This window comes from Methanomassiliicoccus sp. (assembly GCA_012719175.1).
GTDB lineage: Archaea > Thermoplasmatota > Thermoplasmata > Methanomassiliicoccales > Methanomassiliicoccaceae > UBA6.
In genome coordinates this window covers 147,032-171,828 of sequence record JAAYAX010000014.1, presented here as the reverse complement: position 1 = coordinate 171,828, position 24,797 = coordinate 147,032, and the positions used below count along the sequence as shown (strand labels likewise).

General features: G+C 55.2%; 27 protein-coding genes. 18 read left to right on the top strand and 9 right to left on the bottom strand.

Going from position 1 to position 24,797, the window contains the following annotated elements; all coding sequences use genetic code 11:
• The first annotated feature begins 30 nt into the window (after positions 1-30).
• The 7 genes from GXX95_11235 to GXX95_11205 all read left to right on the top strand — a co-directional run bounded on the left by GXX95_11235 (position 31) and on the right by GXX95_11205 (position 5,248).
• Entirely contained in the window at positions 31-1,809 is a 1,779-nt protein-coding gene (locus GXX95_11235) for a hypothetical protein (GenBank protein ID NLT38709.1), read from the top strand.
• Positions 1,810-1,858: 49 nt separating this feature from the next.
• Positions 1,859-2,443 carry a winged helix-turn-helix transcriptional regulator gene (locus GXX95_11230; protein ID NLT38708.1) on the top strand — a complete coding sequence of 195 codons (585 nt, stop codon included), beginning with the start codon at positions 1,859-1,861 and terminating at the stop codon, positions 2,441-2,443.
• Between the two features lie 232 nt (positions 2,444-2,675).
• Positions 2,676-3,437: a hypothetical protein gene (locus GXX95_11225; protein ID NLT38707.1), complete on the top strand. Its 762-nt coding sequence runs from the start codon at positions 2,676-2,678 to the stop codon at positions 3,435-3,437.
• Between the two features lie 218 nt (positions 3,438-3,655).
• Complete coding sequence (locus GXX95_11220; protein NLT38706.1) at positions 3,656-4,171, top strand: YkgJ family cysteine cluster protein; 516 nt, start codon at positions 3,656-3,658, stop codon at positions 4,169-4,171.
• Between the two features lie 7 nt (positions 4,172-4,178).
• Positions 4,179-4,373, top strand: a complete 195-nt coding sequence (locus GXX95_11215; protein NLT38705.1) for a hypothetical protein — start codon at positions 4,179-4,181, stop codon at positions 4,371-4,373.
• Positions 4,370-4,726, top strand: a complete 357-nt coding sequence (locus tag GXX95_11210) for a hypothetical protein (protein ID NLT38704.1) — start codon at positions 4,370-4,372, stop codon at positions 4,724-4,726. The genes GXX95_11215 and GXX95_11210 overlap by 4 nt, the downstream gene beginning before the upstream one ends.
• A gap of 90 nt (positions 4,727-4,816) precedes the next feature.
• On the top strand, positions 4,817-5,248 hold the full coding sequence (locus GXX95_11205) for a hypothetical protein (GenBank protein ID NLT38703.1): 432 nt from the start codon (positions 4,817-4,819) through the stop codon (positions 5,246-5,248).
• Here GXX95_11205 and GXX95_11200 read toward each other — a convergent pair.
• The 3 genes from GXX95_11200 to GXX95_11190 form a co-directional block, all read right to left on the bottom strand.
• Positions 5,227-6,651, bottom strand: coding sequence for a cation-efflux pump (locus GXX95_11200; GenBank protein ID NLT38702.1), 1,425 nt, complete (start codon positions 6,649-6,651; stop codon positions 5,227-5,229). The genes GXX95_11205 and GXX95_11200 overlap by 22 nt on opposite strands.
• Before the next feature lie 183 nt (positions 6,652-6,834).
• Entirely contained in the window at positions 6,835-7,191 is a 357-nt protein-coding gene (locus tag GXX95_11195) for a hypothetical protein (GenBank protein ID NLT38701.1), read from the bottom strand.
• A 112-nt stretch (positions 7,192-7,303) separates the two neighbouring features.
• Positions 7,304-7,741, bottom strand: coding sequence for a zinc ribbon domain-containing protein (locus GXX95_11190; GenBank protein NLT38700.1), 438 nt, complete (start codon positions 7,739-7,741; stop codon positions 7,304-7,306).
• A gap of 269 nt (positions 7,742-8,010) precedes the next feature.
• Here GXX95_11190 and GXX95_11185 point away from each other — a divergent pair, with 269 nt between their 5' ends.
• The 3 genes from GXX95_11185 to GXX95_11175 all read left to right on the top strand — a co-directional run bounded on the left by GXX95_11185 (position 8,011) and on the right by GXX95_11175 (position 10,751).
• A complete protein-coding gene (locus GXX95_11185) occupies positions 8,011-8,760 on the top strand; it encodes a hypothetical protein (protein NLT38699.1) in 750 nt (249 codons plus the stop codon).
• 34 nt (positions 8,761-8,794) lie between these two features.
• The gene (locus GXX95_11180; GenBank protein ID NLT38698.1) at positions 8,795-10,141 is read left to right on the top strand and encodes a deoxyribodipyrimidine photo-lyase; all 1,347 of its coding nucleotides are present in this window, start codon (positions 8,795-8,797) and stop codon (positions 10,139-10,141) included.
• Between the two features lie 241 nt (positions 10,142-10,382).
• The gene (locus GXX95_11175) at positions 10,383-10,751 is read left to right on the top strand and encodes a CBS domain-containing protein (GenBank protein NLT38697.1); all 369 of its coding nucleotides are present in this window, start codon (positions 10,383-10,385) and stop codon (positions 10,749-10,751) included.
• A gap of 182 nt (positions 10,752-10,933) precedes the next feature.
• Here the strand turns inward: GXX95_11175 and acsA are convergent, their stop codons facing one another.
• On the bottom strand, positions 10,934-12,652 hold the full coding sequence (gene acsA, locus GXX95_11170) for an acetate--CoA ligase (GenBank protein NLT38696.1): 1,719 nt from the start codon (positions 12,650-12,652) through the stop codon (positions 10,934-10,936).
• 284 nt (positions 12,653-12,936) lie between these two features.
• On the opposite strand from acsA, the gene GXX95_11165 reads away from it, so the two are divergent.
• Together GXX95_11165 and GXX95_11160 are read left to right on the top strand one after the other, a co-directional pair.
• Positions 12,937-14,190, top strand: coding sequence for a 3-isopropylmalate dehydratase large subunit (locus tag GXX95_11165; protein NLT38695.1), 1,254 nt, complete (start codon positions 12,937-12,939; stop codon positions 14,188-14,190).
• Positions 14,191-14,192: 2 nt separating this feature from the next.
• Complete coding sequence (locus tag GXX95_11160) at positions 14,193-14,693, top strand: 3-isopropylmalate dehydratase small subunit (GenBank protein NLT38694.1); 501 nt, start codon at positions 14,193-14,195, stop codon at positions 14,691-14,693.
• A gap of 54 nt (positions 14,694-14,747) precedes the next feature.
• Here the strand turns inward: GXX95_11160 and GXX95_11155 are convergent, their stop codons facing one another.
• Positions 14,748-15,956 carry a multidrug effflux MFS transporter gene (locus GXX95_11155; protein NLT38693.1) on the bottom strand — a complete coding sequence of 403 codons (1,209 nt, stop codon included), beginning with the start codon at positions 15,954-15,956 and terminating at the stop codon, positions 14,748-14,750.
• Positions 15,957-16,320: 364 nt separating this feature from the next.
• Here GXX95_11155 and GXX95_11150 point away from each other — a divergent pair, with 364 nt between their 5' ends.
• The 3 genes from GXX95_11150 (at position 16,321) to GXX95_11140 (ending at position 18,055) form a co-directional block, all read left to right on the top strand.
• Positions 16,321-16,497, top strand: a complete 177-nt coding sequence (locus GXX95_11150; protein ID NLT38692.1) for a DNA-directed RNA polymerase subunit K — start codon at positions 16,321-16,323, stop codon at positions 16,495-16,497.
• 9 nt (positions 16,498-16,506) lie between these two features.
• Positions 16,507-17,118: a 30S ribosomal protein S2 gene (locus GXX95_11145; protein ID NLT38691.1), complete on the top strand. Its 612-nt coding sequence runs from the start codon at positions 16,507-16,509 to the stop codon at positions 17,116-17,118.
• Between the two features lie 127 nt (positions 17,119-17,245).
• Positions 17,246-18,055 carry an MEMO1 family protein gene (locus GXX95_11140; GenBank protein ID NLT38690.1) on the top strand — a complete coding sequence of 270 codons (810 nt, stop codon included), beginning with the start codon at positions 17,246-17,248 and terminating at the stop codon, positions 18,053-18,055.
• Between the two features lie 23 nt (positions 18,056-18,078).
• Here the strand turns inward: GXX95_11140 and GXX95_11135 are convergent, their stop codons facing one another.
• The 3 genes from GXX95_11135 to GXX95_11125 form a co-directional block, all read right to left on the bottom strand.
• Positions 18,079-18,966 (bottom strand): glycerol dehydrogenase, encoded by an 888-nt coding sequence (locus GXX95_11135; GenBank protein ID NLT38689.1) that lies wholly within the window; start codon positions 18,964-18,966, stop codon positions 18,079-18,081.
• On the bottom strand, positions 18,963-20,312 hold the full coding sequence (locus tag GXX95_11130) for a hypothetical protein (protein NLT38688.1): 1,350 nt from the start codon (positions 20,310-20,312) through the stop codon (positions 18,963-18,965). Before GXX95_11130 ends, GXX95_11135 begins: the two co-directional genes overlap by 4 nt.
• 179 nt (positions 20,313-20,491) lie before the next feature.
• Entirely contained in the window at positions 20,492-21,106 is a 615-nt protein-coding gene (locus tag GXX95_11125) for a hypothetical protein (protein NLT38687.1), read from the bottom strand.
• A 314-nt stretch (positions 21,107-21,420) separates the two neighbouring features.
• Here GXX95_11125 and GXX95_11120 point away from each other — a divergent pair, with 314 nt between their 5' ends.
• The 3 genes from GXX95_11120 (at position 21,421) to GXX95_11110 (ending at position 23,726) form a co-directional block, all read left to right on the top strand.
• Positions 21,421-21,936, top strand: a complete 516-nt coding sequence (locus tag GXX95_11120; GenBank protein ID NLT38686.1) for a hypothetical protein — start codon at positions 21,421-21,423, stop codon at positions 21,934-21,936.
• Positions 21,937-21,999: 63 nt separating this feature from the next.
• Positions 22,000-23,073, top strand: coding sequence for a formate--phosphoribosylaminoimidazolecarboxamide ligase (locus GXX95_11115; protein NLT38685.1), 1,074 nt, complete (start codon positions 22,000-22,002; stop codon positions 23,071-23,073).
• Entirely contained in the window at positions 23,070-23,726 is a 657-nt protein-coding gene (locus GXX95_11110; protein NLT38684.1) for a hypothetical protein, read from the top strand. Before GXX95_11115 ends, GXX95_11110 begins: the two co-directional genes overlap by 4 nt.
• A 50-nt stretch (positions 23,727-23,776) precedes the next feature.
• Here GXX95_11110 and pdxS read toward each other — a convergent pair whose 3' ends face one another.
• Complete coding sequence (pdxS, locus tag GXX95_11105; protein ID NLT38683.1) at positions 23,777-24,685, bottom strand: pyridoxal 5'-phosphate synthase lyase subunit PdxS; 909 nt, start codon at positions 24,683-24,685, stop codon at positions 23,777-23,779.
• Positions 24,686-24,797 lie beyond the last annotated feature (112 nt).

Here is a 24,797-nt window from a genome sequence, read left to right as displayed (position 1 = left end):
TTTAATAGGAGGCCGGGGAATTTCACGGCGATGAAACCCCTGCCTGTGCTGTCAATAGCCTTAGTGACGGCCTTCCTGTTGTCCGGTCTCGCGGTCTCCTATTCGAGCCAGCCGGTCCGACCCAGCGAGCTTGCCCACTTCACAACGGACGCAGAGATGCGGTATTTCATCACCACTCACGTCGAAGAGCAGGGTTCGGGGCGGCAAGAAGCCATGATTGGGGTGGACACGGCAGCATCTAGCTCCTATTCACGGACGAACGTGCAGGTCGATGGTGTCGATGAGAGCGACCTGGTCAAGACCGACGGGAGGACACTGTTCGTGGCAGAACAGAACAAGGTGCATCTGATGGCCACCCAGCCTTCCTTATCGAACATCTCCAAGGTCGAGATCGGAAGCGGCGCCAATGTTAGCGTTCAGGGCCTCTACCTCTACGAGGATCGCCTGGTGGTCATATATTCCGTATATGAGTACTCGACCGCCCCTTCAGGCAGCTCATCTCCGGGAGTGGATATCCTCTCATCACATCAGTTTTACACCTACTATTCCTCTCGAACATGTATCCAGATCTACGATGTGAGCGATCCCTCCAACCCCACCAAGGTGTTATCAGGTGGCATCACCGGTCTCCAGATATCCTCCAGGATGGTGGGCAGCGTCGTATATCTTCTTACTGAGCAGAGCGTGTGGTCTGGAGATAGCATTGCCGTACCGCAGGTCCTGAACGATAGCGGCGCTGAGGTCGTGGCATCGACCTCCGTCTGTTATGATCCTGCTTGCCCATCTGTGTCCTCTTTTGTGAATGTTCTGGCCTTAGACGTTGGCGACGGGAGCAGGGCTAACCTCACGGCCCTGGCAAGTCCCTCCTCGATGTGCTACATGTCCCTCACCTCCCTGTACCTCACCATGCCAAGGTGGGAGGGTTCTTCCTCCAGCCTGTTCACTGCTGCACAGGGCTCGCTCACCACCACGGTCTATCGGATCGCGGTCGACGGGACCCGGATGACCCTCGCCGCCCAGGGGTCCGTTGAGGGAGGGCCTCTCAACCAGTTCGCCCTGGACGAGAGGGACGGGAGGCTGCGCATGGCCACCACCACCTCTGACGGGGAGACCGACAATCAGGTCCACATCCTGGATATGGACCTCAAGGAGATAGGCTCCCTCGAAGGTATCGCTCCGGGAGAGAGCATCTATTCCTCCCGCTACCTAGGCGACCGACTTTATCTGGTGACATTCAAGCAGGTCGACCCGCTATTCGTTATCGACCTGGCAGATGACGACCCTATGGTGCTTGGTGAGCTGAAGGTACCGGGGGCTTCGACCTACCTGCAGATGGTGGAATTCGGCCTATTAGGCATAGGCTTCGAGAACGGTTCGGCGAAAGTCTCCCTGTACAACGTAAGCGACCCCGGGCACTTGGTGGAGGTGGATACCTATCTGGTCGAGGGCTGCTCCTACTCAGCTGCGCAATACGACCACCGGGCGGTGCTCTACGATCCCGTCAGAAAGTTCCTGGTCATCCCCGTGACCTTCTACACCAGCACCGGAGGGGTAGAGTACTGGACCTACCAGCGGCCTTGGTCTGTAGGATTGGTCCTGGAGATCGGCGAGAGCGGGATAGATCAAGTGGGGGCGATAACCCACAAAGATGCTACGGTCACCCGCTCCCTGTACATAAACGATGTCCTTTACACGATCTCCGATACCACGGTCAAGGCCAACTCTCTCCCGTCCCTTACCTCTCTAAGTTCTCTATCTTATAGCGAGGGGCAGGATTACTATGTCGGGTACGCCACGAGGATGGCATGAGGCACCAGGGTTCAAGGCCCCGGAAGTCCATTCCCTCCAGGGTAATGCGATGAAGGTGGAGCTAGACCGGCGCTCCCTGTTCGCCCTAGCCTCCGATACTCGGCTGGAGATATTGAAAGCGCTGGAGACCAACCGCAGGACCGTTTCCCAACTAGCTGATCTGCTGGGCATAGACAAGGCCGCGGTCCATCGCCACCTCAAGAAGCTCGAGGAGGGTGGCTTCGTCTCACGGACCGAGGACCACGGCTTCATATACTATGCCTTGACCTGGAAGTCCCGCGATATACTCAATCCTAATGACCGCACGAAGATAGTGATCCTGATATCTTCGAGCTTGGTGTGCTTGTTGGCGATGATCGTCGTTATTTATCTTGCGGCCTTCTCAGGTCCTTCCACCCAATGGAGCGAGGCCTATCAGGACTCCTCATACGACCCCTCAAGCGGGGAGGGCATGAGGGCCCCGCCGATGGTATCTCTGGATGCGGTCACCATGGCAGCCATTGCCCTTCTGGCCCTCGCGGCGACGGCCTTGGTAGGAGGCGCGGTTTCCGTCTGGAGGCGTCCCTTCCAGCGCGGAGGTGAAGGGAACGACGAGGACATGGTTAGAGGAGTAGGGCGGCAAGAGGATGTGTGAACCAGGGCGAGATAATGCCCACGGTTCTCTGGATTTTTGTCTTAAAAATCCCTGGACCGCTTCATCATGATCACGCTCCAGCTGAGAAGTTTCCGTGATAAATGGGGGATAACACCTAGGTAAGCAGAATGATGGGTCCCGGTGTACTTTCATGCGGAGGAATCATAAGGGCGCTACGGTGCATACCACTTGAATAGGGTCTCGAGTCGGGCCCTGTCACTCAGGTGCTATCATGTTCTGGGAAGGACGAGATTACGAGCTAAGAGATGTGGGCGGTAACAAGGTGGCCATGCTCTTCCCGGTGGGGACCCCTCGTTCTGTGGTAGAGAATGAGAGGGACACCATCCTGCTGATGAGGCAATATGGAATGGAAACGCCCTTCGTTCACGATATTGAGGAGATCGACGGAAGGCTGGGGCTGGTGCTCGATACGGTGTTGGGTCCGACGTACACTAAGTGGATAATCGACAACCCCACCTGGCACCACAGACTTGCGCTCTTCTTCGCCTACACGCAGCACGAGATCTATATGCACAAGATCCATGAGCTCCCCTCTATCAAGGACCAACTAAACGAGCTGATATCCGACCGGGAGGATCTGGACGATGGCGGGAAGGAGAACTTGCGGAAAAGGCTGGCGCGGATGCCAGGTGGAGATTGGACCTGTCATATGGCGTACATGCCGTACAACATCCTGGTGTCCATCGACGGCCCCATAATATTCAGGTGGGGAGGAGCGGTGCGCGGGGACTATCTGGCGGATGTAGCCATGACCTCACTGCTCTTCGAGAGCTGGAACCCTCCGGCAGAGGAGAATACGGAGGTGGATAAGTTCAGGGAGAAGTTCCACACCGAGTACGTGGCGGAGATGGTCAAGATAACCGGCCGCATGGACGAGGAACTGGATGCGTGGCGGGACCTTCTCAGGGATATCATGAGAGGGCCAGGGAACAGACCTCCGGAGCGGACCGTTCTTCCCAGTGGATCGCTATAAGGCGCCATGGGAGCAAAATGTTCTGGAGGCGCCCCTTCCAGCACCTTGCTCTGACCCACCATCTATCCATGATCGAGGTGGATCTCCAAACGTCTAAATACCCATTTTAAGATTAGCGGCCGATCACCCTCGATGCATACGTCCGCTATACATCAAAATCCGATCGTTGCGATGGGTTCCGCGGTCCCCCCAGGGACCTCCTTTAAAGGTGTTCTGATATGAACCAGATGACCATGGACCTGCTGACCAAGATCTGTGACAAGTGCGGTGGAAGATGCTGCTATTACGCAAAACCGCCCTTGACCGAGGAACGGATCTCCATCCTTTTGGAGAACGGTATGACGTTCGATGACATCCTGTTCCGTGAGCATCGCATGCTGGACTGCAAGTCCACAGGCTTCTGTATCGGTTACAAGGATGGACGCTGCCGTATCCAGCAGGTAAAACCGGAGACATGTGTGGCCGGCCCCTTCACCTTCGACATATGCAACGGGAAACTGGAGATATATCTCAAGAAGGAGCGCATCTGCGATCTGGTAGCGTTCCTCAAGAGCAACCGTGCGGTCTACGACGAGCAGCTCGAACTGGCCGTTCAGAACATCCTGCAGCTTATCAGATCCCTGCCCCCAGAGGAGCTGGAGAGCGTGTGCAGGGTGGAAGGGCCGGAGACCGTAAAGGTCGCGGAATACCCTCTTGACGAGGTGTTATCCAACGACCGTCGGAACGGAACATGAGTACTCGGTGAACACCACCGATCTGCGCCCCCTTCCCATTGTCGACAACATCATCCAGGGTATGCACGGCGAGGTCGTCAAAGAGTTCAGCTTCGAGGCTATGAACATCAGCAAGGAGCTGCAGAGGCATGTCATTGAATTCGTTCCCTCCGCCCCTCAAACAAGTATAGCAGCTTGGAGAATGCGCTCTACGATGGAATGATGCGTTTTAATAATGCCATGGGGCACAGCAACTGCCTTCTGGGTCTGGGCACGCGCTCCCCGTTGACATTAGACCAGACGGCGGTGTGGGGTCCTGAGGACAAGGTGATATACGATGCATACGACAGCGTCTTCGGCCTGAGGCAGCACGGCTGGTTGAACATTCAGGCCTTGCAGGTCAATGTCCATTACAGGAGCAAGGAGAGGATGGTCCGTATGTTCGACAGTCTCCGCGCACTCATCCCGTTCCTGGTCGCGGTCACCGCATCCTCTCTGTCCGTGGAGGGCCGTTTCACTGGCACCATGGACAACCGCCAGCTGTTCTACAGGGAGAACCAATCCTGGGTTCCTTAGGTATGTAACGGCCTAGTCCCTGAGCGCCTGGAAAACTGGAAGGACCACGAGGACATCCTTGAGTCAGTATACAAGGACCTACGGGCGGTGGTGGGAGAGGAACTATGCCACGAGGGGGTAGACTCTCGAGGGGTCATCATACATCGTCACCGTGAATGCCTGGAGCTCAAGGTGGTGGACGAGCAGGAGTGCCTGCGCTCGGACATGGCGCTGACGGCCTTCGTCCTCACCCATCTGCGTGCTGACCTAAGTTTGGAGAAGGACCATTACGTGCTATATGAGATGACCGAAGAGGCGATCCATCGCGGTACTGAGTCCTGCCGGGCGGAGCTTCGGCATCTCCTCGCCAAGTCCGAGGCTAGTGCCACCGCCGAGGAGCTGCACCACTTGCCTCTGATCGAGGGGCGAATGGAGGGTGGAAGCGTGGCGGAGCTTATGTGCCGTATGGTGAAACAAGGCAGTAGCATCAAGGAGGTGGCCGTGGAAATGTCACGCCGCCTTTACGACAACGTTCCCTTATGATCTTCACTGGGCCCCTTCTCCCCCTTTGAGCAAATGGAGCTACTGGGCTCCAGGCGGATGTTCACGTTCTCGATCTCCTCGTGCTGGGATCTGATGTGGCCTTCAAGGACGTGGGCTAGCTCGTGTGCCCTGGCCACGCTCATCTGGGGATCGAACTGGCAGCACAGGAACACCCTAAGGCCGTTCTTGGTGGCATGCACATGCAGGTCCCTGCAGGCCACCACTTCTGGGAATTGGGAAGCAAGCTTGCTAAGGGTCTTCTCCACGATCTCCTGCTTAATATCCGAGACCTCTCCTTGGCAGGCCGGGCATCCCACGGGCTCGATGTGGGAGGCCACCAGATGTATGCCCGGATCGAGAGCCCTGATCTTGTCCTCGAGCTTCTTGGCCAGTTCATCGGCCTCCATGACCGTGAGATCGCCGTCGAGCTCTATGTGCAGCTCCACCACGCGCCCGGAGTGACCTTCGGTGAAGGCGATGTTGTGCACGCTCTTTATCTCGGCCATGGTGGATGCTTCTGCCCTTATGCGATCCTCCAAGGTGGCATCCTCCAGGCAGATGGGCTCAGCGTGCAGGATGACGTCCGAGTCAGGTATCACCGTCCGGATCCGCTCCTCGGCCATGTCAGTAAGGCGGTGCCCCTGTTCCAGGGTGATGAACTGGTCGATGCGTACCGTGGCCTCCACAAAAGTTCGGGGCCCTGATTCCCGGACCCGGACCCGCTCCACCCTGTGTATGCCGTGGACGGCCATGATCTCCTGGGTGACCATTTCCGAGATGCCTATGGGCGCCCCGTCCAGTAAGGTGCGCACGGATTTTTTGAACAAGCGGTAGCCAATGAAGACGGTGACCGCAGCAACACCCAGCGCAGCATAGGAGTCGAAGTCGTGCAAACCGCCCATGCTCAGCAGGATACCGATGATGACGACCACCGAGGAGATGAGATCGGTCGAGAAGTGTATGCCGTCCGCCTCCAGGGCCTGGCTCTTGTACTTTTTCGCCGTTCTCAGGAGGGCTCGGGACCGCGTGAAGTCCACGACCACCGACAGCAGCATGACGGCCAGAGCCGACCAGCCCAGGTGTAGGACGGGAGCACCGAACGCCAGCCTGTTAATGGCCTCGTAGACGATCCAGGCAGCGGTGATGAACAGGAGGACCACCTCCCCCAAGCTCGATAAGGACTCCACCTTCTCATGGCCGTACATGTAGTCCTCGTCCGGAGGACGCGCTGCGGCCTTCACCGCGAACAAGGTCATCCCCGCGGCGATAAGATCGATGCCAGAATGGAGGGCCTCAGATAATATGCCCAGGCTATTAGTATAAACGCCCACTGTGAGCTTGGTCGTCGTTAGGAGCACTGCAGCGATAACGGAAAATAATGCCACGCGCTCCTTGACGTTCATTTTTATCTCCACAGGGCACGATTTGGAAGCGATAAAAGGCTTTTCATCGTTCGCATAGAAATGGGCATGGGATGGAAAAGTATTCCAGAATAATCAAGGAAATTGTTTTTGACGCGGGGGCTGGGATGCGATAGTCCCAGGGGCTTAGGCCCCCAGCGCACCCGCGCCTTCTTTCGTGATGTATTACCAGACCTGGACCTTGGACGCACCCTTCCTGGTGAGCAGCATAACAGCCACACCGAACCATATCAGGAACGCAGCGGCGAGGGCAGGCAGATTGTTGGGCCAAGCCACGTTGACCAGCCACAGGGTACCTACCAGAACTAGCAGGCTTCCCCAGAACATGGTATACGCGGGATCGGTCCCCCATTTTATTCCGCCAGCGCTCGACCGGGAACCGCGCAGCTCTCCAAATGCCCCCATTGCCAGACCGTAGAATCCGACCTCAATGAGGGTGACCGGAATTATCAGCAAAAAGCTATCAGTCATATAGTAGGCGACGATGATAGCGAACCCTACCGCGATGGTAACAAACCCCACGGTTTGACCGCTAAGGCCTACGCTTGTTTTCCCATCCTGAGACATAATTATTGAATGTTGGTCCTTGCTTATAAAAGTTGTCAGATAAATGTCAGACATTGATTTAGCCAGGTCACGGACGGACCTGTGCTCCGCACCTCTTACAATACCTGGAATCATGGTCCTGGCTCAGTCCGCAGTTGCTGCATCGGAGGCTGGATTCGAGCCCGGCAGGGGGAGACTTTCCCTCCATATTATCCAGATAATTCCATAAAGATAAAATTAGCGTTGTAGCGTCCCGTTCATAGTCGAGATAGGATACTGCTCCCACGGCCACCGCCAAAGGCAGGTATATGATGGCCCCCAACAACCCCACTGCTGCTTCAGGGTCCCCCAGCGTTGCGGAGATGTCCGAGGTCACGATGGACCCATCTCCCTTGGGATTGACCCATATGTCCACGACCCTCCGCAGACCCAGCTTTTGGAAGTACTGCTCCCCATGCACTTGCTGCGGATTGACATCATAGATCTGGAACTGGGCTTGACGAAGGAAGGTGCGTACCCCGTTCAAGGCACTATCCGTGGTCAGGTGTGGATAGCTCCTTGTATCCCGCTTTGAGAACAAATGCTGCAGAGGCACAATATAGGATTGGCAGTCAAGAGTTATTTAATGATCCGAAGGATGGAAGGGGCGTTCTTTTCCGCCTAAACCAGGTAAGGAAGTTGTTGAGCGAGCGGTGGGGCTTGGAACAATCCAGATCGATATGGTTCCACGATGAATTCGGTCTGGTCCCTCATTTGTTTAAATATCACCTGCTGGTCAATAGTTCCAGGGATGGGATGAAATGGAAGAGCCATAAGGCCATTGCTCGGGTCATATCTCATGAGATGGGGCTCCCTTATGACCTGGAAAAAGCATTATGCGAAGGTTCCGTGGACCCGGACAGAAGACCTGACACCCTCCTCCGCATCAGTAGGGACGGGAGAGGCCATGTGATCCGCGCCCCACATCATCATCCGCATACCGGGACGGTGATGGGCCATGCCTGGATGGCCCGGAGGGCCTACCTCCAGGGTAACCACTACTGGGCAGTGAGATCACTGGGTAGAGCCCTCCACTACGTTCAGGACAAGAGTGTGCACACCGGCTTCATGTTCTGGGCCCACGACTCCCGGGAGGAGGCCATCGCCAAGATCGATCCCCCCTTGAAGGCAGTGGTCATGGGAATGGACATGGCCATAAGCAGCCCTGATTTCGTAAGGAAGTGCATAGTCAAGGTCCGGCCTCGGAGGAACGCAAGTGACGCCATGTACCAGGCCACACTGTACTCTTCAGCCATCTTTGCATCGGTCTTCACCTCACCTGGGACCACGGAAAAGTCCCTCAACGCCTACCGCAGGGCTTTGCGCCGTCGCAGGCTGAAGTGGGCATTCGCCGCGGGCATGCTCGCGTTCTCCGCTCTCGCCGCCTTTATGCTCGATTCTCCCATGGCGTTAGTGCCGGGGGCGGTCATGGCGGCTGCGATCTTAGCGATCGATCCTCATTATCGGCGGCTCAAGGGAGAGGCGGAGTGGTTCGGCTTACGATGAATAGTTCAATAGCTCAGCTGACGGATACCCACGCATGGACCTCTCACGGGTCCGGGATGTGAAGCAGGGAACGGCCGGGGAAGGCCCGGTCATCTACTGGATGAGCCGAGACCAGCGGTGCAGGGACAACCATGCTCTGGCTTTCGCCCAGGCAGAGGCCCTTCGGATGCATCGTCCACTGGCGGTGGCGTTCGCTCTGTCGCCTTCCTTCCTGGGAGCCACCCTCCGACAATACGGGTTCATGCTGCGCGGCTTGGAGGAGGTGGAGCAGGACCTCTCAGCCCTGGACATCCCGTTCCATCTCCTGACCGAGGGGCCCAGGTCGTTGATCTCTTTCCTCCGAGAACTACGTCCAGCCTTGGTGGTCGAGGACTTCGATCCCCTGAGGATCAAGAAGGAATGGAAGCATACTGTGCGGGCGTCGACCGCGTGCCCGCACCGGGAGGTCGATGCTCACAACATAGTTCCATGCTGGGTGGCCTCTCCCAAACAGGAGTGGGCGGCACGAACGCTGCGCCCTAAGCTGGCACGGCTCATCGGCATGTTTCTACCTGACCTTCCTCAGGTCATCCCTCATCCATATCCCGGTAAGGAGGCGCCAGCTTGGGATGTGAGCTCGATCTTAGGATCTCTGGACATCGATCGTGGGGTGAGAGAGACAGATGTGAGGCCCGGGCGTAAAGCGGGGGAGATGACGCTCCGAGCGTTCATCGACCATAGACTGGAGCACTATCCTGAGGATCGTAACGACCCCCTTCGGTATGGACAGTCCGGCCTCTCTCCTTATCTGCACTTCGGAAACATCTCCCCTCAGCGGGTAGCACTGGAGGTGCAAGGGTCCAGCTCCTCTACGGATGCCAAGGAGACCTTTCTGGAAGAGTTGGTAGTCAGGAGGGAGCTCAGCGATAACTTCTGCTTCTATAACCCGGAGTATGATCGTTACGAGGGCCTTCCCGAGTGGTCACGCCGCACTCTGGAGAAACATGCTATGGATCCCCGTGAGGACCTTTATTCCCTCCAGGAGCTGGAGGCAGGGGAGACCACGGACGACCTCTGGAATGCCATGCAGAATGAATTGGTAACCCAGGGTCGAATGCATGGATACCTCCGTATGTACTGGGCGAAGAAGGTGCTGGAGTGGTCGCCGACACCGAGGCAGGCGATCGAGCGGCTTATACTATTGAACGATAGGTATGAGCTGGACGGACGCGATCCCAACGGATACGTGGGAATACTATGGAGCGTGGGCGGGCTACACGACCGCCCATGGAAGGAGAGGAACATTTTCGGAACCGTCAGGTACATGTCCCGGGCCGGCCTAGGCCGTAAGTTCGATGCCGAGGCCTTTGCGCATAGGAACCTGAGGGCCGGTAACGAGTGATCAACAACAGATTAGGTGAAGCGTCACGGGGAACCTTGACACTTATGACGTACAGAAGATACTCCGAAGAGGGAAAAAGCTCACGTATGTCTACAAGTCACGGTCTTTCATATCAAAATTTCGTAGATAATGCTGCCATATCGTGAGGTCAACAAAGGGGATTTGCCAATACGACCCATTAGTATATGAATCGCCCACCACATTATGCTATGATACTATGTCCGCTCTCGTTAAGGATTATATGACCAGGAAAATCGAGGTGGTGGCGCCGGACGACTCCGTCCTCAGCGCCATAGAGCTAATGGTGGAACACGACCAGGGAAGCGTGATCGTCATCGACGAGAACGACAAGGTCATCGGGATCTTCACAGAGCGGGACGTCCTGAGACACTACTTGACGAATCAGTCCAAGTTCCTCCACCTGAAGGTATCTGAGGTGATGAGCTCTCCTGTCCACACCGTTCCTGAGAGCATGAAGGTATCCGATGCCCTTGGCATTATGAACAAGAAGAACGTGCGCAGATTGCCGGTGGTGGACGCGGATGGCAAGATGATCGGCTTTGTTTCTTGGAAGGAACTGTTCACCAAGGTGCCCAAGGAACTACTGTAGGCCAATGGCCCAAACCCTTTACCACAAACCCCACCTGTTCATTTAGCCTCTTTTTTTCCAGTTTGAAGCATCGATGGTGCACTGGACCCATGTTATCTTCGCTCATTCATGTGACGAAGTCTAAACGTTCTCCAAGATCATATCTAGATCAAAAAGATGGAAAATAAAAGAGGTTTTGACGTTCAATCTTCGAGGGTGGAAAGATCTCCAAGAGGTTGTCCGAGCTCCTTCGCCTTGAGCACCCGCCTCATGATCTTACCGGAACGGGTCTTGGGGAGGCTGTCCACGAACTCGATCTCCCGCGGGTATGCATAGTATGCGAGCCTCGTCTTGACGAACTTGCTGATGTCCTCCTTGAGCTGTTCCGAAGGCTTGTGCTCCGGCCTCAGAGTGATGAACGCCTTCACGATCTCGCCGCGCAGCTCGTCCGGCTTGCCGATGACACCGGCCTCGGCCACGGCCGGGTGCTCGATCAGAGCGGACTCCACCTCGAACGGCCCCAGCCTCTCGCCGGAGGTCTTGATGACATCGTCCGCACGGCCCAGGAACCAGAAGTACCCGTCCTCATCTCTGTAGGCCTGGTCACCGGCGATATACCATCCCGGGACCCGGAAGTACTCCTTGAACCTGGAGGTGTTCCTCCATATCCCCAGCATCATCGAGGGCCATCCTGGGCGTAATGCCAGGAACCCTTCCTTCTTGGTCGGGACCTCCACTCCGTTCTCGTCCACCACCGCGGCGGTGACCCCGGGGATAGGCCTGCCCATCGATCCCGGCTTTATGGTCATACAGGGGTAATTGCATATGAGCTGGGCGCCGGTCTCGGTCTGCCACCAGGTATCGTGGATGCGGCGTTCCATAACCCTCATGCCCCATCGCACAACCTCAGCGTTCAGAGGCTCGCCGACCGAGCAAACATGGCGAAGCTTGGAGAAGTTGAACTCCTTCACCAGATCGTCGCCTGCCTTCATGAGCATCCTCAGTGCAGTAGGGGCAGTATACCACACCGTGACCCCATATTTTTGCATGATGGTGTACCAGGCCCTCGCGTCGAACCGTCCTTCATAGGAGACAAGGGTCGTTCCCAGGTACCATGGTCCGAATATTCCATACGATGTCCCCGTGACCCATCCTGGGTCGGCCGTGCACCAGTATGTATCTTCCTCTCTCAGGTCAAGGACGTATCGGCATGTGAACCACTGCTGGATCATCGACTTATGGCCGAGCAGAACCCCCTTCGGCTTTCCCGTGGACCCGGAGGTATAGTGTATGATGTAGGGATCAGTAGGAGCCATGTTGACGGCCTGGTAGTCGGGATCGCCGGACTCGATGACATCATCGAACTTTATGGTCTTCTCACCCAGGCCCTCGTTGTCGCCCACGATGATGAACTTCTCCACATCCACCAGGTCGTCCAGTACTGGCTCCAGCCTCTTATACAGGTATGGGGAGGTTACGAAGTACTTGGCACTGCTGTCAAGGCCACGGTCCTTCACGGCCTCCGGACCCAGCGCGGAGAACAGGGGACCGGAGATGCCACCCATCTTGGTGATGCCTATCATGGCGATGTACAGCTCCGAGGTGCGGTCCAGATAAACGAAGATGCGGTCGCCTTTGACCGCCCCCAGCTTCTCCAGCCCAGATGCGAATCGGCCCGTCAGCTCCGATAGCTCCCCGAAGGTGAACTTCCGAACCTCATTGGCAGCGGTGATCGAGTACAGAGCGATCTTGTTCTTCCTCCAGTTCTGGGCGTGCCGGTCGATGGCCTCACGTGCCACATTATAGGCTCCTCCCTTAGACCAGTCGAACTCCTTATCGACCGAGGACCAAGTGAACTCCTTCAGGGCAGCCTCATAATCCTGGAGATTCCCAGCCTGCTTGGGTGGTATCGTTTCCTCCATGCTGTATTCTCCCTAACCTATGGTAATGGTATTATGAATCGATATAAATCATTATCTAATATTTACTTCGACAATCGTAGATGAATTACGCAATATGCGTATAATATTACGATAAATGATGCTGACTATGTCCATTTTGGGAGGTAATCAATTTATAAATTATTTCATATCAAAAAATATGTAGGCGGTCTCCACATCATCGACCTGCGATAACCTCAAGCAGGACCGTTCTCTGGTAACGGATGGCGATAGGGTTTTAAATCAGCTGTGAATTGAATGGGCTGATGGCAGCCAAGACCTTTGCCCAGCGGGTTCTCTCCAGGGCTAGCGGAGAGGCCGCGGAGACGGGAGACATTGTCAACGCCAAGGTCGACCTCGCGATGTCGCACGAGAACTCCGCTCTTGTCCTTAGATCATTCCGCGAGATGGGCGGGCAGAGGATATGGGACCCTCGCAAGGTGGTGATGCTATTTGATCATCGCATACCTGCGAACACCATCAAGACCGCTGAGGGTCACAAGGAGGTCCGAGGCTTTGCCCGCTCCAACTCCCTCCCCTTCTTTTACGATCTCGGGGAAGGCATCTGCCACCAGGTTCTGCCCGAGAAGGGCCATGTTTTGCCCAATATGCTCATCGTGGGTACCGATTCTCACACCACAACATATGGGGCTTTGGGAGCCTTCGCCACCGGCATCGGGGCAACGGAGATGGCCGCCGTATGGGCTACAGGGGAGATCTGGCTTAAGGTACCGGAGACCATGCGCATACATCTTCGGGGGAAGATGCCTCCCCATGTCAGCTCAAAGGACGTGATCCTTCACATAATAGGGGCTCTGGGCGCAGACGGGGCGGATTACAAGTGCGTGGAGTTCGTCGGCGACACCATCAGCCGCATGAGCATATCCTCGCGCATGGTCCTCAGTAACATGAGCATCGAGATGGGGGCCAAGGCCGGGGTGTGCCCGCCTGACCGAAAGACCTACGATTGGCTCTCCCAGCGAACCTTTCAGAACTGGGAGCCAACGTTCTGGGACCACAGCTCGGTGGCGGATGAAGAGGTGGAGATGGACGTGGAGGACCTTCAGCCCCAGGTAGCTTGCCCACACCAGGTTGACAACGTCGTCGAGGTGCGCAAGCTCGAGGGCATGAAGATAGACCAGGCGGTGCTGGGCTCCTGCACCAACGGACGACTGGAGGACCTAGCAGCGGCGGAGGCGGTATTGCGCGGGAAGAAGGCCTCAAGAGATGTCCGGCTGATAGTCGTTCCCGCATCCCGGGAGATATATATCGAAGCCTCCCAAAAGGGAATACTGGCCTCTCTGGCCCGGTCTGGGGCGATCATACTGAATCCGGGGTGCGGCCCCTGCCTTGGTGGACACCAGGGACTACTGGCATCAGGGGAGAGGTGCATCTCTACTACTAATCGCAACTTCCGAGGGAGGATGGGGTCCCCTGAGGCCGAGGTCTATCTTGCCTCACCGGAGACTGTGGCCATGAGCTCGCTCAAAGGAGAGATCACCGACCCCAGGAGGGCATAGTTATGATCAGCGGCAAGGTCTGGAAGTACGGCGACCATGTAAACACAGACCTCATCATACCCGGAAGGTACCTGGACAATTATGACCCTGGGCATCTGGCAACACATGCCATGGAGGACCTGGACCCACAGTTCGCCAAAGGGGTGCAGACTGGTGACATCATACTCGCCGGACGCAACTTCGGCTGCGGCTCCTCCCGCGAACAGGCCCCGATAGCCCTACGGTCGGCAGGGGTCAGCGCGGTCATAGCCGGGAGCGTGGCCCGCATCTTCTATCGCAATGCCATAAATGTGGGTCTGCCCATCATAATATGCCCGGAGGCCGGACGAATTCTGAACAACGGGGACATAGCGGAGTTCGACCTGGCAACTGGCCTACTGAGGAACCGGTCCAGGGGTGGAGAGGTGCATTTCACGCCGCTACCTCCGTTCCTCATGGATGTCCTGGGCTCGGGCGGCCTGGTCCCCTACATGAAGAGACGACTGGATCCACGCCAGCGGTGACCTGCCTGAGAGGACTTTCCGATCGGCCAAGTTCTTTCATCTATGACAGGCGATCTAACCACCCCTCCTCGATATGGCTGACCAAATGATGAGACAGGATAAGCCGATGATGGCGTTAAGGAAGCCAAGGACTAGGATGACATCGCTCCACCCTAAGGAGATGAGGGACATTCCAGCGCTCCCTAAAAGCACGCTCGAGCAGGAGATGAGGGAGGAAGCCGAGCCTGTGTCCTGGCGCTGCTGTTCCAGCATGAGGTTGGTGCCGGGCGCACGGATTAGGCTGCCGCAGAAGGTCGCTGGGAGCAGGGATATGGCGAAGGCCAAAGGTCCTGCGTTCCCGAAGAGGATCACCGCGAGACCTGCCATGCCTATGATGATATAGCCGCCTGTGATGATGGGCCTGATATCATAGCGTCGAGAGAGGAAGATGAAGGCCAACGGCGCTAGGATCAGGCCCATGGCGTTCAATGCAAAGTAATAGCTAAAGCCTTGCTCGTCCAGGCCGAAACCCGCCACGTAGATGTATGAGGAGGAGGCGACGAACGCCATGGACGATACGCTGGTGAGCGAGAACAGGGCCAGCATGGTCGTGAAGCGCCCGTTCTTCAACAGGACCCCTAACCTACCCAGTGCGCCGATGACCGTACCCGTGAATCGTGCATGTAAGGTCTCGGTCAAGAATAGCGCGCCGGCCAGGGCCACTGTCCCGATCCCGGCGAGGACCAGGAACACGCCCTGCCAAGTAGTTACCTCAAGGAGCATCGCGCCCAGCACCGGTGCGACCGCGGGCGCGATGAGCACCATGGACTGAACTGTAGCCAGCACCACTATTCGGCGTCTCCCATCGAAAATATCCTTAACCATGGCTGTAGCAACGGCGGTCACCGCCCCGCTCCCCATGGCCTGGAAGATTCTGAATATTATCAGCTCAGTGATGCTACCTGAGAAGGAGCACAGGAAGCTGGCCATTATGTAGATGGCAAGGCCGATCAGCAGGACTGGCCGCCGGCCATACTTATCGCTTAGAGGACCCCAGAACAGAAGTCCCAGACCATAGAAGATGAAGAAAATTATGAGGGTGAGGTTCAAAACGCCCTCTGTGACCTGGTACTGCTCCATCATGCTGGGCAGGGCCGGAAGATAAAGGTCGGTCGATAGGGGGATGAACGCGCTCAGTAGGGCGATGAACGCTATCAGGGTTCTTTCCCCAAAATGTTTCTGGGGGAACGAGGTAGTGGTCGGATCTATATTCGATCTCGTGATGAGCAACTCCGTGCATAGCTCTCGGTATTACTTTCGCACGAAGGTAAGGCCGGAACAATTTGGAGGATGAACTCATACATATTAGTTTCGAGAGCAAAAGTTCATGGATCCCGTGCTGCATCGAAGGGAAAAAGCACAACTCCCCCGCTCTCCATTTTCCGGTTTCCCCGCTAGTAAAGGTTAAGACTACCTTTTGTCATCGGCGTACCACTAAATCCCTTAGTCACACCCACAACGTTCGGTTTAGGTGATGTAAAAAAAATGGAATGAGGAGCATGGCAATACACGATCTGGACGTCGATTTTCTGATTAGCGAAAGGTTTATAAGCGGACTGTTATTATCATGCCACTCCCACGTGGTGCTATTATGAAGTACACTAGATTTGAGAAGGCGCGTATCATCGGTGCGAGGTCGCTTCAGGTGTCACTGGGCGCGCCGGTCCTTATCGACATACCCGAGGGAATGATCGACCCGGTGGAGATTGCTAGGCTCGAATACGATAGGGATGTCCTTCCTATCACTGTAAGAAGAGAAAAATGAGGTTTTCAGATGAGCGATGAGATCAAGACCGAGCTTCTGGTGCCTGAGGACGTATACCTCACCTCCGGAGTCCATATTGGTACCCAACAGAAAAGCGCTGACATGAAGAAGTTCATCTTCAAGGTCAGATCAGACGGATTATATGTCATGGATGTGAAGCAGACCGATGCCCGTATCCGGGCAGTGGCCAAGTTCATGGCCCGGTTCCAGCCCGATCGCATCCTGATATCCTCGGCGAGGCAGTACGGCCAAAAGCCGGCCAAGATCATGGCTAAGACTCTCGGCACCAAGGTCTTCGCTGGCAGGTTCGTACCGGGAACTATGACCAACCCTATCCTTCCTGAGTACATCGAGCCCGAAGTGTTGCTTGTCACAGACCCTGCAGCAGACCAGCAGGCGATCGCCGAGGCCATGAATATCGGGGTCCCCATAGTCGCCCTGTGCGATGCCAACAATGAGACCAGAAATGTCGATCTGGTGATCCCTACCAACAATAAAGGCCGCCGGGCTCTTGCCTGTGTCTACTGGCTTCTGACCAGGGAGATACTCAAAGAGAAGGGCATAATCAAGTCCTATGAGGAGTTCAAGCTCACCATGGACGACTTTGAGGCCTCCCTCTAAACCCCATTTTCTCGCTCCCCTCGGGACGAGAATTCAATATCTTTTTAATTTTCTAAAAAACGTTAGTCTGCACCACAACAATCTCCAATAATAAGAAATAGTCATGGTTGCCCAAACCTCTAGCGCTATGAGAGCACCTGCTGTAGCGGGAAAGTTTTATCCTCAGTCAGAGAAGCAGACGTTGGACGAGATAGGCAAGCTCTTCGAGACGTCCTATGGAAAAATACCGGAGCTAAATGGAGAAGGGAAGAGGAGCATAGTAGGTGCGGTGGTCCCCCACGCAGGATATGTGTATTCAGGCCCCGTGGCCGTGTTCACCTACGCCGCCTTGGCAGAGGATGGTTTTCCCGAGACCTTCATCATCATCGGCCCGAACCATCACGCATTGGGCGCCCCTGTAGCGGTGACCTCGGAGGATTTCCAAACACCCTTGGGCAGGATGCAGATCGACCTTGAAATCGTGGACAGGATGAAGAGCGTGGTGGTCGATGATCCGATGGCCCACCGCTATGAGCACTCCATCGAGGTCCAGATCCCCTTCATCCAATACTTCAGCGAGGAGGTCAAGATAGTGCCCATTGCCATGGCCGCTCAGGACTATGAGACCGCAAAAGAGGTAGCGGAAGAGCTGAAGCATGCCATTGGGAGCAAGGATGTTGTGATACTCGCATCCACGGACTTCTCTCACTATGTTCCCGCATCCGAGGCCCGGAGGATGGACCAGGCGGTCATCGATAAGATCCTTGCAATGGACGCTGAGGGCGTCTATGATACAGTGATTCGAAAGGATGTGTCTATGTGTGGTTACGGCCCGGTCATGGTGACGATGCTCGCATGCGGGGCTGAGAGAGCATCACTCCTCAATTACGGCAACTCCGGAGATGTCACGCCCATGCGTGATGTGGTCGGTTACGCCTCGTTGATACTCACGCGTTGATAAAAAATAAAAAAATAAAGGGCTCAGATGCGTTTCATCTTCCCTATCGTAGGCTCGTAGATTAAGCCCTTATCGAGGAGGGAGTTGTTGATCTCCTCCAGCTCCACCTCTCCTATTCCTGCCTTGGCAGCCTCCTTGATGAGATCTGCCAGAGGGGCACCCTTCTTGTTAGTATCGAGCTTGTCAATGAGCTTGAGGACGAGCTCCTCCTTATCACCATCATCTTCCTCGTACTCGATCTCCTCGGGACCGGAACTAGGGGCATCGGTCAGTATGGTGAGCTCTCCAGCCCGATCGGGCAGTAGCTGTTCCACGGCCTCCAAGACCATTCCGCGGTACCTGTTGAGGTCGACCTGACCGTAATGTGCTAAGGCCCGCACCACGCCATCAGCCAGGGCATGGCTATACCCCAGGTTGACCAAGGCCTCAATGGTCGGAGATTCCATCTGAAGCGCCTCCTCCACGCACTCGATGCGTTCCAGGGTGGACCGGGCCGCGTCCAGGACCCAATTGTCCTTGACGCTCTCCTCCACGGCTACGATCTTCTCGGGTCGTATGGATACGAAGAACTTACCCTCCTCAGGCGAATAAGTGCGGCTCTTACCTACCACTGCTACATAGGCAGGTGGTTCCAGTTTCGAAAGCACCAGCGTGGCCTCAGGATTGTACTTCCCAGCGTAGATGTAGTACTTGCTCATCCCATCCGAGAGCAGCGCACGCCAGTATGGCTCCTGTTCGGTGCCATTGTTCTGCAGGTCGGTGATAAGTCCTACGATGAAGATGCGGTTGACCATAGCCCCCAGTGGAGTTATGACATACGAAGGGGCCTTCTCGCCCTCTCCCTTTATCTCCAGAGTCGATGAGTTGTACTCCAAGGCGAACACCCTCCAGGCAACTTCCCTGGTTATCATAGGTTCACCTCTATCTTGCTCAGCAGGACCTCAGCTTCGGTCTTTACGTCCTGAAACACGATCTTAGCCTCAGATACGTTCATGGACAGTCCGTAATCATCAGATATGACATTTCCTCTCAGCTCCACGGGCTTGGCCAGTAGCAACTCCTCGAAACGCCGTCCGACGAACTCGGGGTCCATGGTCTCACGGGCCTCGTCCAGTGCTTCCTTCAAGGTCACCCCGGTGAGGCCTTCGGTAACATCCTTCTTCATCACCGCGGTCATGGCTGATGATCCGTCATCCACCACCAATTTGATTCTCAGGTCCGGCACCTGATGCACCTTTCCATGCACCTGGCACACTCCCTTTTGCACTACACGGTTACATTCTGGGCAGCGGAAGATGAGCCCCGTGCCTTTCTTTATGTCCACGACCGTTCCGTGCACTACCACATCGGCAGCCCCTCCGGAGCGTTCCAGCTCTGCGATGGTCTTCTTCGAGGCTTGCGATAGCTCTTGTTGGCTGGGGAACTTTACCTTGGGCCGGGAGACCTGCGCTTTCTCACCAAAGCTCAACCGAGGGATGCCTTTCCAGCCCTTCACATAGGCATTGGTGATGGTGACCACCTCACCCTCCTTAAGGTCAAAATCATGCCAGGCAGTGAACTCGACCTTGCCGGTCTCGTCAGCCATTATCCCGGTGTACATCGCCTTCTTGCCTGTGGGGGTCTCCACTTCCCTGCTCTTTATGCTAAGGATGCAGGCCGTTAAGGTCACATTGTTCATGTTCTCCCTCAGCTCCGAGACCTTGGCCACTAGAGGAGCGGAATATCCTCCCCCGACCTCCGGCACGGCCATTCCCTCCGGCACTTTCACCTCGTCCTGCGGTCTTAGCTCCACCACTACACGGTTGCCGAGGTGCACCTCAGGTTGTCCGTTCCACTCCTTTGTGTAAGCATAACGGATCAGGTAGTTCTCCCCCGCCTTCAGGTCGGCCTTGGATACATCCCACACCGTGAACTTCACAGTGCCGCCGTTCTCATCGGCCATTATGCCGCTTAGAATGGTCTTGGGCGAACCGCTGACCGTGACCTCCCTGGTGGACGAGGACATTACCCTTACCAAAAGGTCCACACTTTGCTCGCTTAGACCGAGCTGGGAGAGCAGTTTCCTCTCCCCCTTGGTCAAAGAATTGGGGTCTCCCCCGTATTTGCGAACGATATGCCTCTTGGAGGCCTCCAAGGACATCCTGTAGACGTTCAGGTAGTTGTCCAGGTCCTTCTCTATATCCTGCTCCTTAACCTTCCCTTCCAGCACCCTGGCAATCTCCTTCACATGGGGTGCGATCTCTTCTTTGTTCATCATTTCCATACCTCGATTGATGAAGTCACGTTATCCTATCTTTCTGAGTATTAAATGCATTGTTATGAGGTGACCGAAAGTGCCTCCCAAAGATGGTAATGCCAGGGCTCAAGGGAGCCCTGCAGGAGTGACGAAAACAGAATATAAATTGTTGATGAAGGGATTTGCAGGGTAACCGATGCTTACTCTGTGAAAGTTTCGCCTTTCTCAAAGTTCTCCTTAAGGGCGTTGATCAGAACTTCCCGGTTATGGCGAAGGTGGCTCTCATACCAGGCTTTTACAACGACGGCCATCTTGTCATGGACCATATCGATCTCGACATCACTGAGTGCAGCATCATAGATAACGAACTGGCCGAACACGCGTTTCCATCCCGCATATTTGTAATAGTGCTCGCCCTCGCAGTATTCGAATATCATGCGCATGCGAACAACACCGTTGTCGTTGTAATACCATACCTTGAGAGAATCACCCATCCGGCCCTGCTCTTGGGTCCTGTCGATGAGCTGAATATTGCGGATCTCCTCAGGCCGAAATTCATTCTTGAAGTCCCATTTTTCCTGAGTGTCGTCCTGCTGAGCATACACGCTCCTTTGTGGCTCCATGGTCAGGAACACTCTCTGCTTATCGAACCGTTCCTTGATCCTATCAAAGTCACAGATCAAGGTCTTGTTCAAAGCGCCCATCTGGGTCTGCAGCTCCGCCGCGTCCTTCATGATTTCTTGGGTTTGTTTCTCCAACTCGGCATCCAACTGCTTCATCCAGTCGTCCTTCTCACCACTCGTTTTCGGCGCCATCAGTTTCCCTGTCAGGAGTAATCAACGATTTGGTTTAAATATATTGCCCAGTTGGAAAATAGTCTGGATAATGAGAGATTTGGCCGGTCGAACCCCTTTTGGAGCCTACTTTCATCCTTCTTCCACTAACCCCTAAGATGAACAAGTCCGTCTGTATCGGGAACTTAGCCATAACAAAAGATGGGCTGGTCAGTCCACGCTCGCTTTCACCCTTTTAGCTCAAGACCGGCACATTCTATCCTGCTTGTACCGCCTGCCCGGTCATAACGAGATAATTTACCACAAGAACATATAAACCAACTCTCGCCATGAGCATGACCGTGGACATTTTCTCAGGGTTCATGGAATTTTTAAGCGGTTTATCGACGGACCCCGTCATCTACGGCATCGTTTTCTTCATATACGCAGTGATGGCCACCGTTTTCCTGCCAATTCCGGTAGAGGCAGGACTTTTCTTCAGCCCTGAAACCTCCATTTTCATTAAAGGTCTGATCCTAGGTTCTGGAAAGGCAGTAGGCTCCATCATCGTGTTCACGCTAGGTGATAAGATCAACAACGGGTTGACGAGCCTGATGTCCCGGAGCGGGTTCACGCGCAAGTTCATGGAACTGATGCAGCGCTTCGTGGCCCGGACCAGGTACTACGGCCTTTATGCGATCCTGAGCATCCCACTAATGGTCGACACAATACCGTTATACCTCTTCTCTCTGTTCAACCAGAAGGGATTGATGAGTCTTAGGTACTTCGTTCTAACCAATTTCCTTGCCGGCATAACTCGGGCCACCATAGTCTATCTCATCTTTGAACAATTGGGCATCAAGCTTATCTAAATCCGTCCGACCTGCCAATCGGTCGTAGGAAAAGTTTATCAGAAAGGTTCGAAATGCTTTGTTATGGTCCCAAGGAAAAGGATCAATGAGATCGTCAAAGACTATGATCCTGAGGATATTACCATCGCTACGTTGTGTTCTCATACTTCTCTTCAGTTGTTCAACGGCGCCAAGAAGGAAGGGTTCAAGACCCTGGGGTTGGCGGTCAACCAGAAGACCAGGTTCTACGATGCCTTTCCACTGTCAAAGCCTGATGAGTTCATGAGGTTCGACAGCTACGATGATTTCGTGGACAGGGCGTCAGAGTTGACCGATCGCAACGTTATCATCATTCCTCATGGATCTTTCGTGGAGTACATGGGGACCAAGAGGTTCGAGGCCATGGAGGTCCCCACTTTTGGGAACCGTTCCGTTCTGCGCTGGGAGGAGGACCGTGATATCCAACGCTCTTGGCTCGAATCCGCGGGCATCCAGATGCCAAAGCGTATAGCTGATGCCAAGGACATCAAGGAACCGGTCCTTGTCAAATATAATGGAGCTAAGGGAGGGCGCGGGTTCTTCATCGCCAAGGACTACATGGAGTTCAAGATGGGCATCGATCTTAGCCAGGAGTCATACACCATACAGGAGTACGTGCTCGGGACCAGGTACTACCTTCACTACTTCTACTCTCCCATCCGAAAGTCTGGATATAAGGTGGGAGAAGGCTCATTGGAGCTACTCTCTATGGACCGCAGGGATGAGAGCAACATCGACGAGCTCTACAAGCTTGGCTCCACTGAGGAGCTGAAGAAACATGGTATGTTCCCCTCTCTAGTGGTAACCGGCAACATCCCCATCGTCATACGGGAGAGCCTGCTGTCACAGGTCCTGGAGATGGGAGAGAGCGTCATCCAGAAGAGCTATGAGCTGTTCGGTGGACTCATAGGGCCGTTCTGTTTGGAGACTATCGTCACGGACAAGTTGGAGTTCAAGGTGTTCGAGATTTCCTGCCGGATAGTCGCGGGCACCAATCCCTTCATCTCCGGCTCCCCTTACTCGGACATGGTACAGCCGGGCATGAGCACAGGGCAAAGGGTCGCCAAGGAGATTAAGGACGCAAGGGACATGAACATGCTTGAATATGTCCTGTCGTGAAGCTAATAATCGTTCTAGCTGAAGCTGAGATCGAGCTTGTTCCTACCGTTGAGGAGATAAAGGACGAAGAGCTAGAGGCCGTGCAGTCCATGCACTCGATTCCCGTTCTAGATGCATATTTCCACCATGACCTGATAAAAAAGTTACCCGAATACACTAGGAGGGGACGTGGGGACATCGTGCATAATTGTCTGTCTCTATGTCAGAATTCCATACCTAATAGGAAGAACATTCTCAGGGTCTACGTTCATACTCGTGAGGACAAGGTCATCACCATAGAGCCAGGAACTGAAATTTCCCCTAATTACATCAAGTTCCTTAACGACATGGGGGCCTTGCTGAAAGGCGGGACGGTCCCTGGATACGGCCTGTCGAACAAGACCATAAAGGAACTGGTCAACGAACTGGGGGCGGATCTGGTCATCGCCATGCACCCTCAGGGGGAGGAACGGCCGCTCAAAGGATTGTTCGAGTCCCGATCCTCAGGAACGGTCCTTGCCATCGTGGGAGCGTTCCCGGAAGGGGATTTTAAAAGCCCTGTGGTAAAGGTGGCCGAGATGAGCATATCCTTGGGACCAAGGCTCATGAGGGCCCCAGAGGTCATTTCGGAGATACTCCAATCGACGCCGAAGGTGCCCACGGAGAAGAAGTAAAGAAAGGATTTGAAAAGGGCCGAAGCCCTCTTTGAACGAATAGCAACGGATCACCAGCCGCGTTCCTGCAGCCTTTGGTCCGCAGGGATGGTGGAGATCTCCACGCCCTTCATGGCCCCGCCCAGTTCCTTGGATACGTTGGCGATAACGGCAGGATCGTCGAAGTGGGTGACCGCTTCCACAATGGCCTTGGCCCGTCTCGCGGGATCATCGGACTTGAAGATGCCTGAGCCGACGAAAACGCCGTCCGATCCCAGCTGCATCATCAAGGCTGCGTCTGCGGGGGTCGCGATCCCTCCGGCGGCGAAATTAATGACAGGCAGACGTTGCAGCTTGGCCACCTCCTCCACGAGGTAGAATGGTGCCTGGATCTCCCGGGCTACGGTCCGAAGCTCCGATTCCTCCTTACCCTTAAGCTCCCTGACCTTTCCCATGATGGCTCTCTGGTGGCGGACCGCCTCTATGACATTACCGGTGCCCGCTTCGCCTTTGGTCCTGATCATGGCCGCCCCTTCGTCAATGCGCCTCAAGGCCTCCCCTAGGTCTCGTGCGCCGCACACGAAGGGCACTGTAAAGCTCTTCTTGGTCACATGGTAAAAGGGATCGGCAGGTGTAAGCACCTCGGACTCATCAATCATGTCCACGCCCAAGGACTCTAGGACCTGGGCCTCCACGAAATGACCGATCCTGCACTTGGCCATGACCGGGATGGTGACCGAATCGATTATCTTCTCGATCATCGCAGGGTCCGACATCCTCGCAACCCCGCCCTGGGCCCTAATGTCTGCCGGAACCCGTTCCAGGGCCATGACCGCGACCGCACCCGCCTCTTCCGCTATCAGGGCCTGCTCAGCGTTGGTGACGTCCATGACCACCCCTCCCTGTTGCATCTTCGCAAAACCTCTTTTAACAAGGTCGGTTCCGTAGCGTAGCTTGGACATATCCAACTCGAAAGGCATTTTTGTTCACCGACATTCGTTAATCCTGACACATATATGAAAATTTCCCGACCAGGTTCGATACTCGTCTTCCGCTGGAGCTACTGCGGAATGCGTTGCGTTTCGAAGCGAG

Excerpts from the sequence above, each read along its gene's own strand:
- GXX95_11235 (NLT38709.1), top strand. The coding sequence starts at position 31 with ATGAAACCCCTGCCTGTGCTGTCAATAGCCTTAGTGACGGCCTTCCTG.
- GXX95_11230 (NLT38708.1), top strand. The coding sequence starts at position 1,859 with ATGAAGGTGGAGCTAGACCGGCGCTCCCTGTTCGCCCTAGCCTCCGAT.
- GXX95_11225 (NLT38707.1), top strand. The coding sequence starts at position 2,676 with ATGTTCTGGGAAGGACGAGATTACGAGCTAAGAGATGTGGGCGGTAAC.
- GXX95_11220 (NLT38706.1), top strand. The coding sequence starts at position 3,656 with ATGAACCAGATGACCATGGACCTGCTGACCAAGATCTGTGACAAGTGC.
- GXX95_11210 (NLT38704.1), top strand. The coding sequence starts at position 4,370 with ATGATGCGTTTTAATAATGCCATGGGGCACAGCAACTGCCTTCTGGGT.
- GXX95_11200 (NLT38702.1), bottom strand. The coding sequence starts at position 6,651 with ATGAACGTCAAGGAGCGCGTGGCATTATTTTCCGTTATCGCTGCAGTG.
- GXX95_11185 (NLT38699.1), top strand. The coding sequence starts at position 8,011 with ATGAAATGGAAGAGCCATAAGGCCATTGCTCGGGTCATATCTCATGAG.
- GXX95_11180 (NLT38698.1), top strand. The coding sequence starts at position 8,795 with ATGGACCTCTCACGGGTCCGGGATGTGAAGCAGGGAACGGCCGGGGAA.
- GXX95_11175 (NLT38697.1), top strand. The coding sequence starts at position 10,383 with ATGACCAGGAAAATCGAGGTGGTGGCGCCGGACGACTCCGTCCTCAGC.
- acsA (NLT38696.1), bottom strand. The coding sequence starts at position 12,652 with ATGGAGGAAACGATACCACCCAAGCAGGCTGGGAATCTCCAGGATTAT.
- GXX95_11165 (NLT38695.1), top strand. The coding sequence starts at position 12,937 with ATGGCAGCCAAGACCTTTGCCCAGCGGGTTCTCTCCAGGGCTAGCGGA.
- GXX95_11160 (NLT38694.1), top strand. The coding sequence starts at position 14,193 with ATGATCAGCGGCAAGGTCTGGAAGTACGGCGACCATGTAAACACAGAC.
- GXX95_11145 (NLT38691.1), top strand. The coding sequence starts at position 16,507 with ATGAGCGATGAGATCAAGACCGAGCTTCTGGTGCCTGAGGACGTATAC.
- GXX95_11140 (NLT38690.1), top strand. The coding sequence starts at position 17,246 with ATGAGAGCACCTGCTGTAGCGGGAAAGTTTTATCCTCAGTCAGAGAAG.
- GXX95_11135 (NLT38689.1), bottom strand. The coding sequence starts at position 18,966 with ATGATAACCAGGGAAGTTGCCTGGAGGGTGTTCGCCTTGGAGTACAAC.
- GXX95_11130 (NLT38688.1), bottom strand. The coding sequence starts at position 20,312 with ATGATGAACAAAGAAGAGATCGCACCCCATGTGAAGGAGATTGCCAGG.
- GXX95_11125 (NLT38687.1), bottom strand. The coding sequence starts at position 21,106 with ATGGCGCCGAAAACGAGTGGTGAGAAGGACGACTGGATGAAGCAGTTG.
- GXX95_11120 (NLT38686.1), top strand. The coding sequence starts at position 21,421 with ATGACCGTGGACATTTTCTCAGGGTTCATGGAATTTTTAAGCGGTTTA.
- GXX95_11115 (NLT38685.1), top strand. The coding sequence starts at position 22,000 with ATGGTCCCAAGGAAAAGGATCAATGAGATCGTCAAAGACTATGATCCT.
- pdxS (NLT38683.1), bottom strand. The coding sequence starts at position 24,685 with ATGCCTTTCGAGTTGGATATGTCCAAGCTACGCTACGGAACCGACCTT.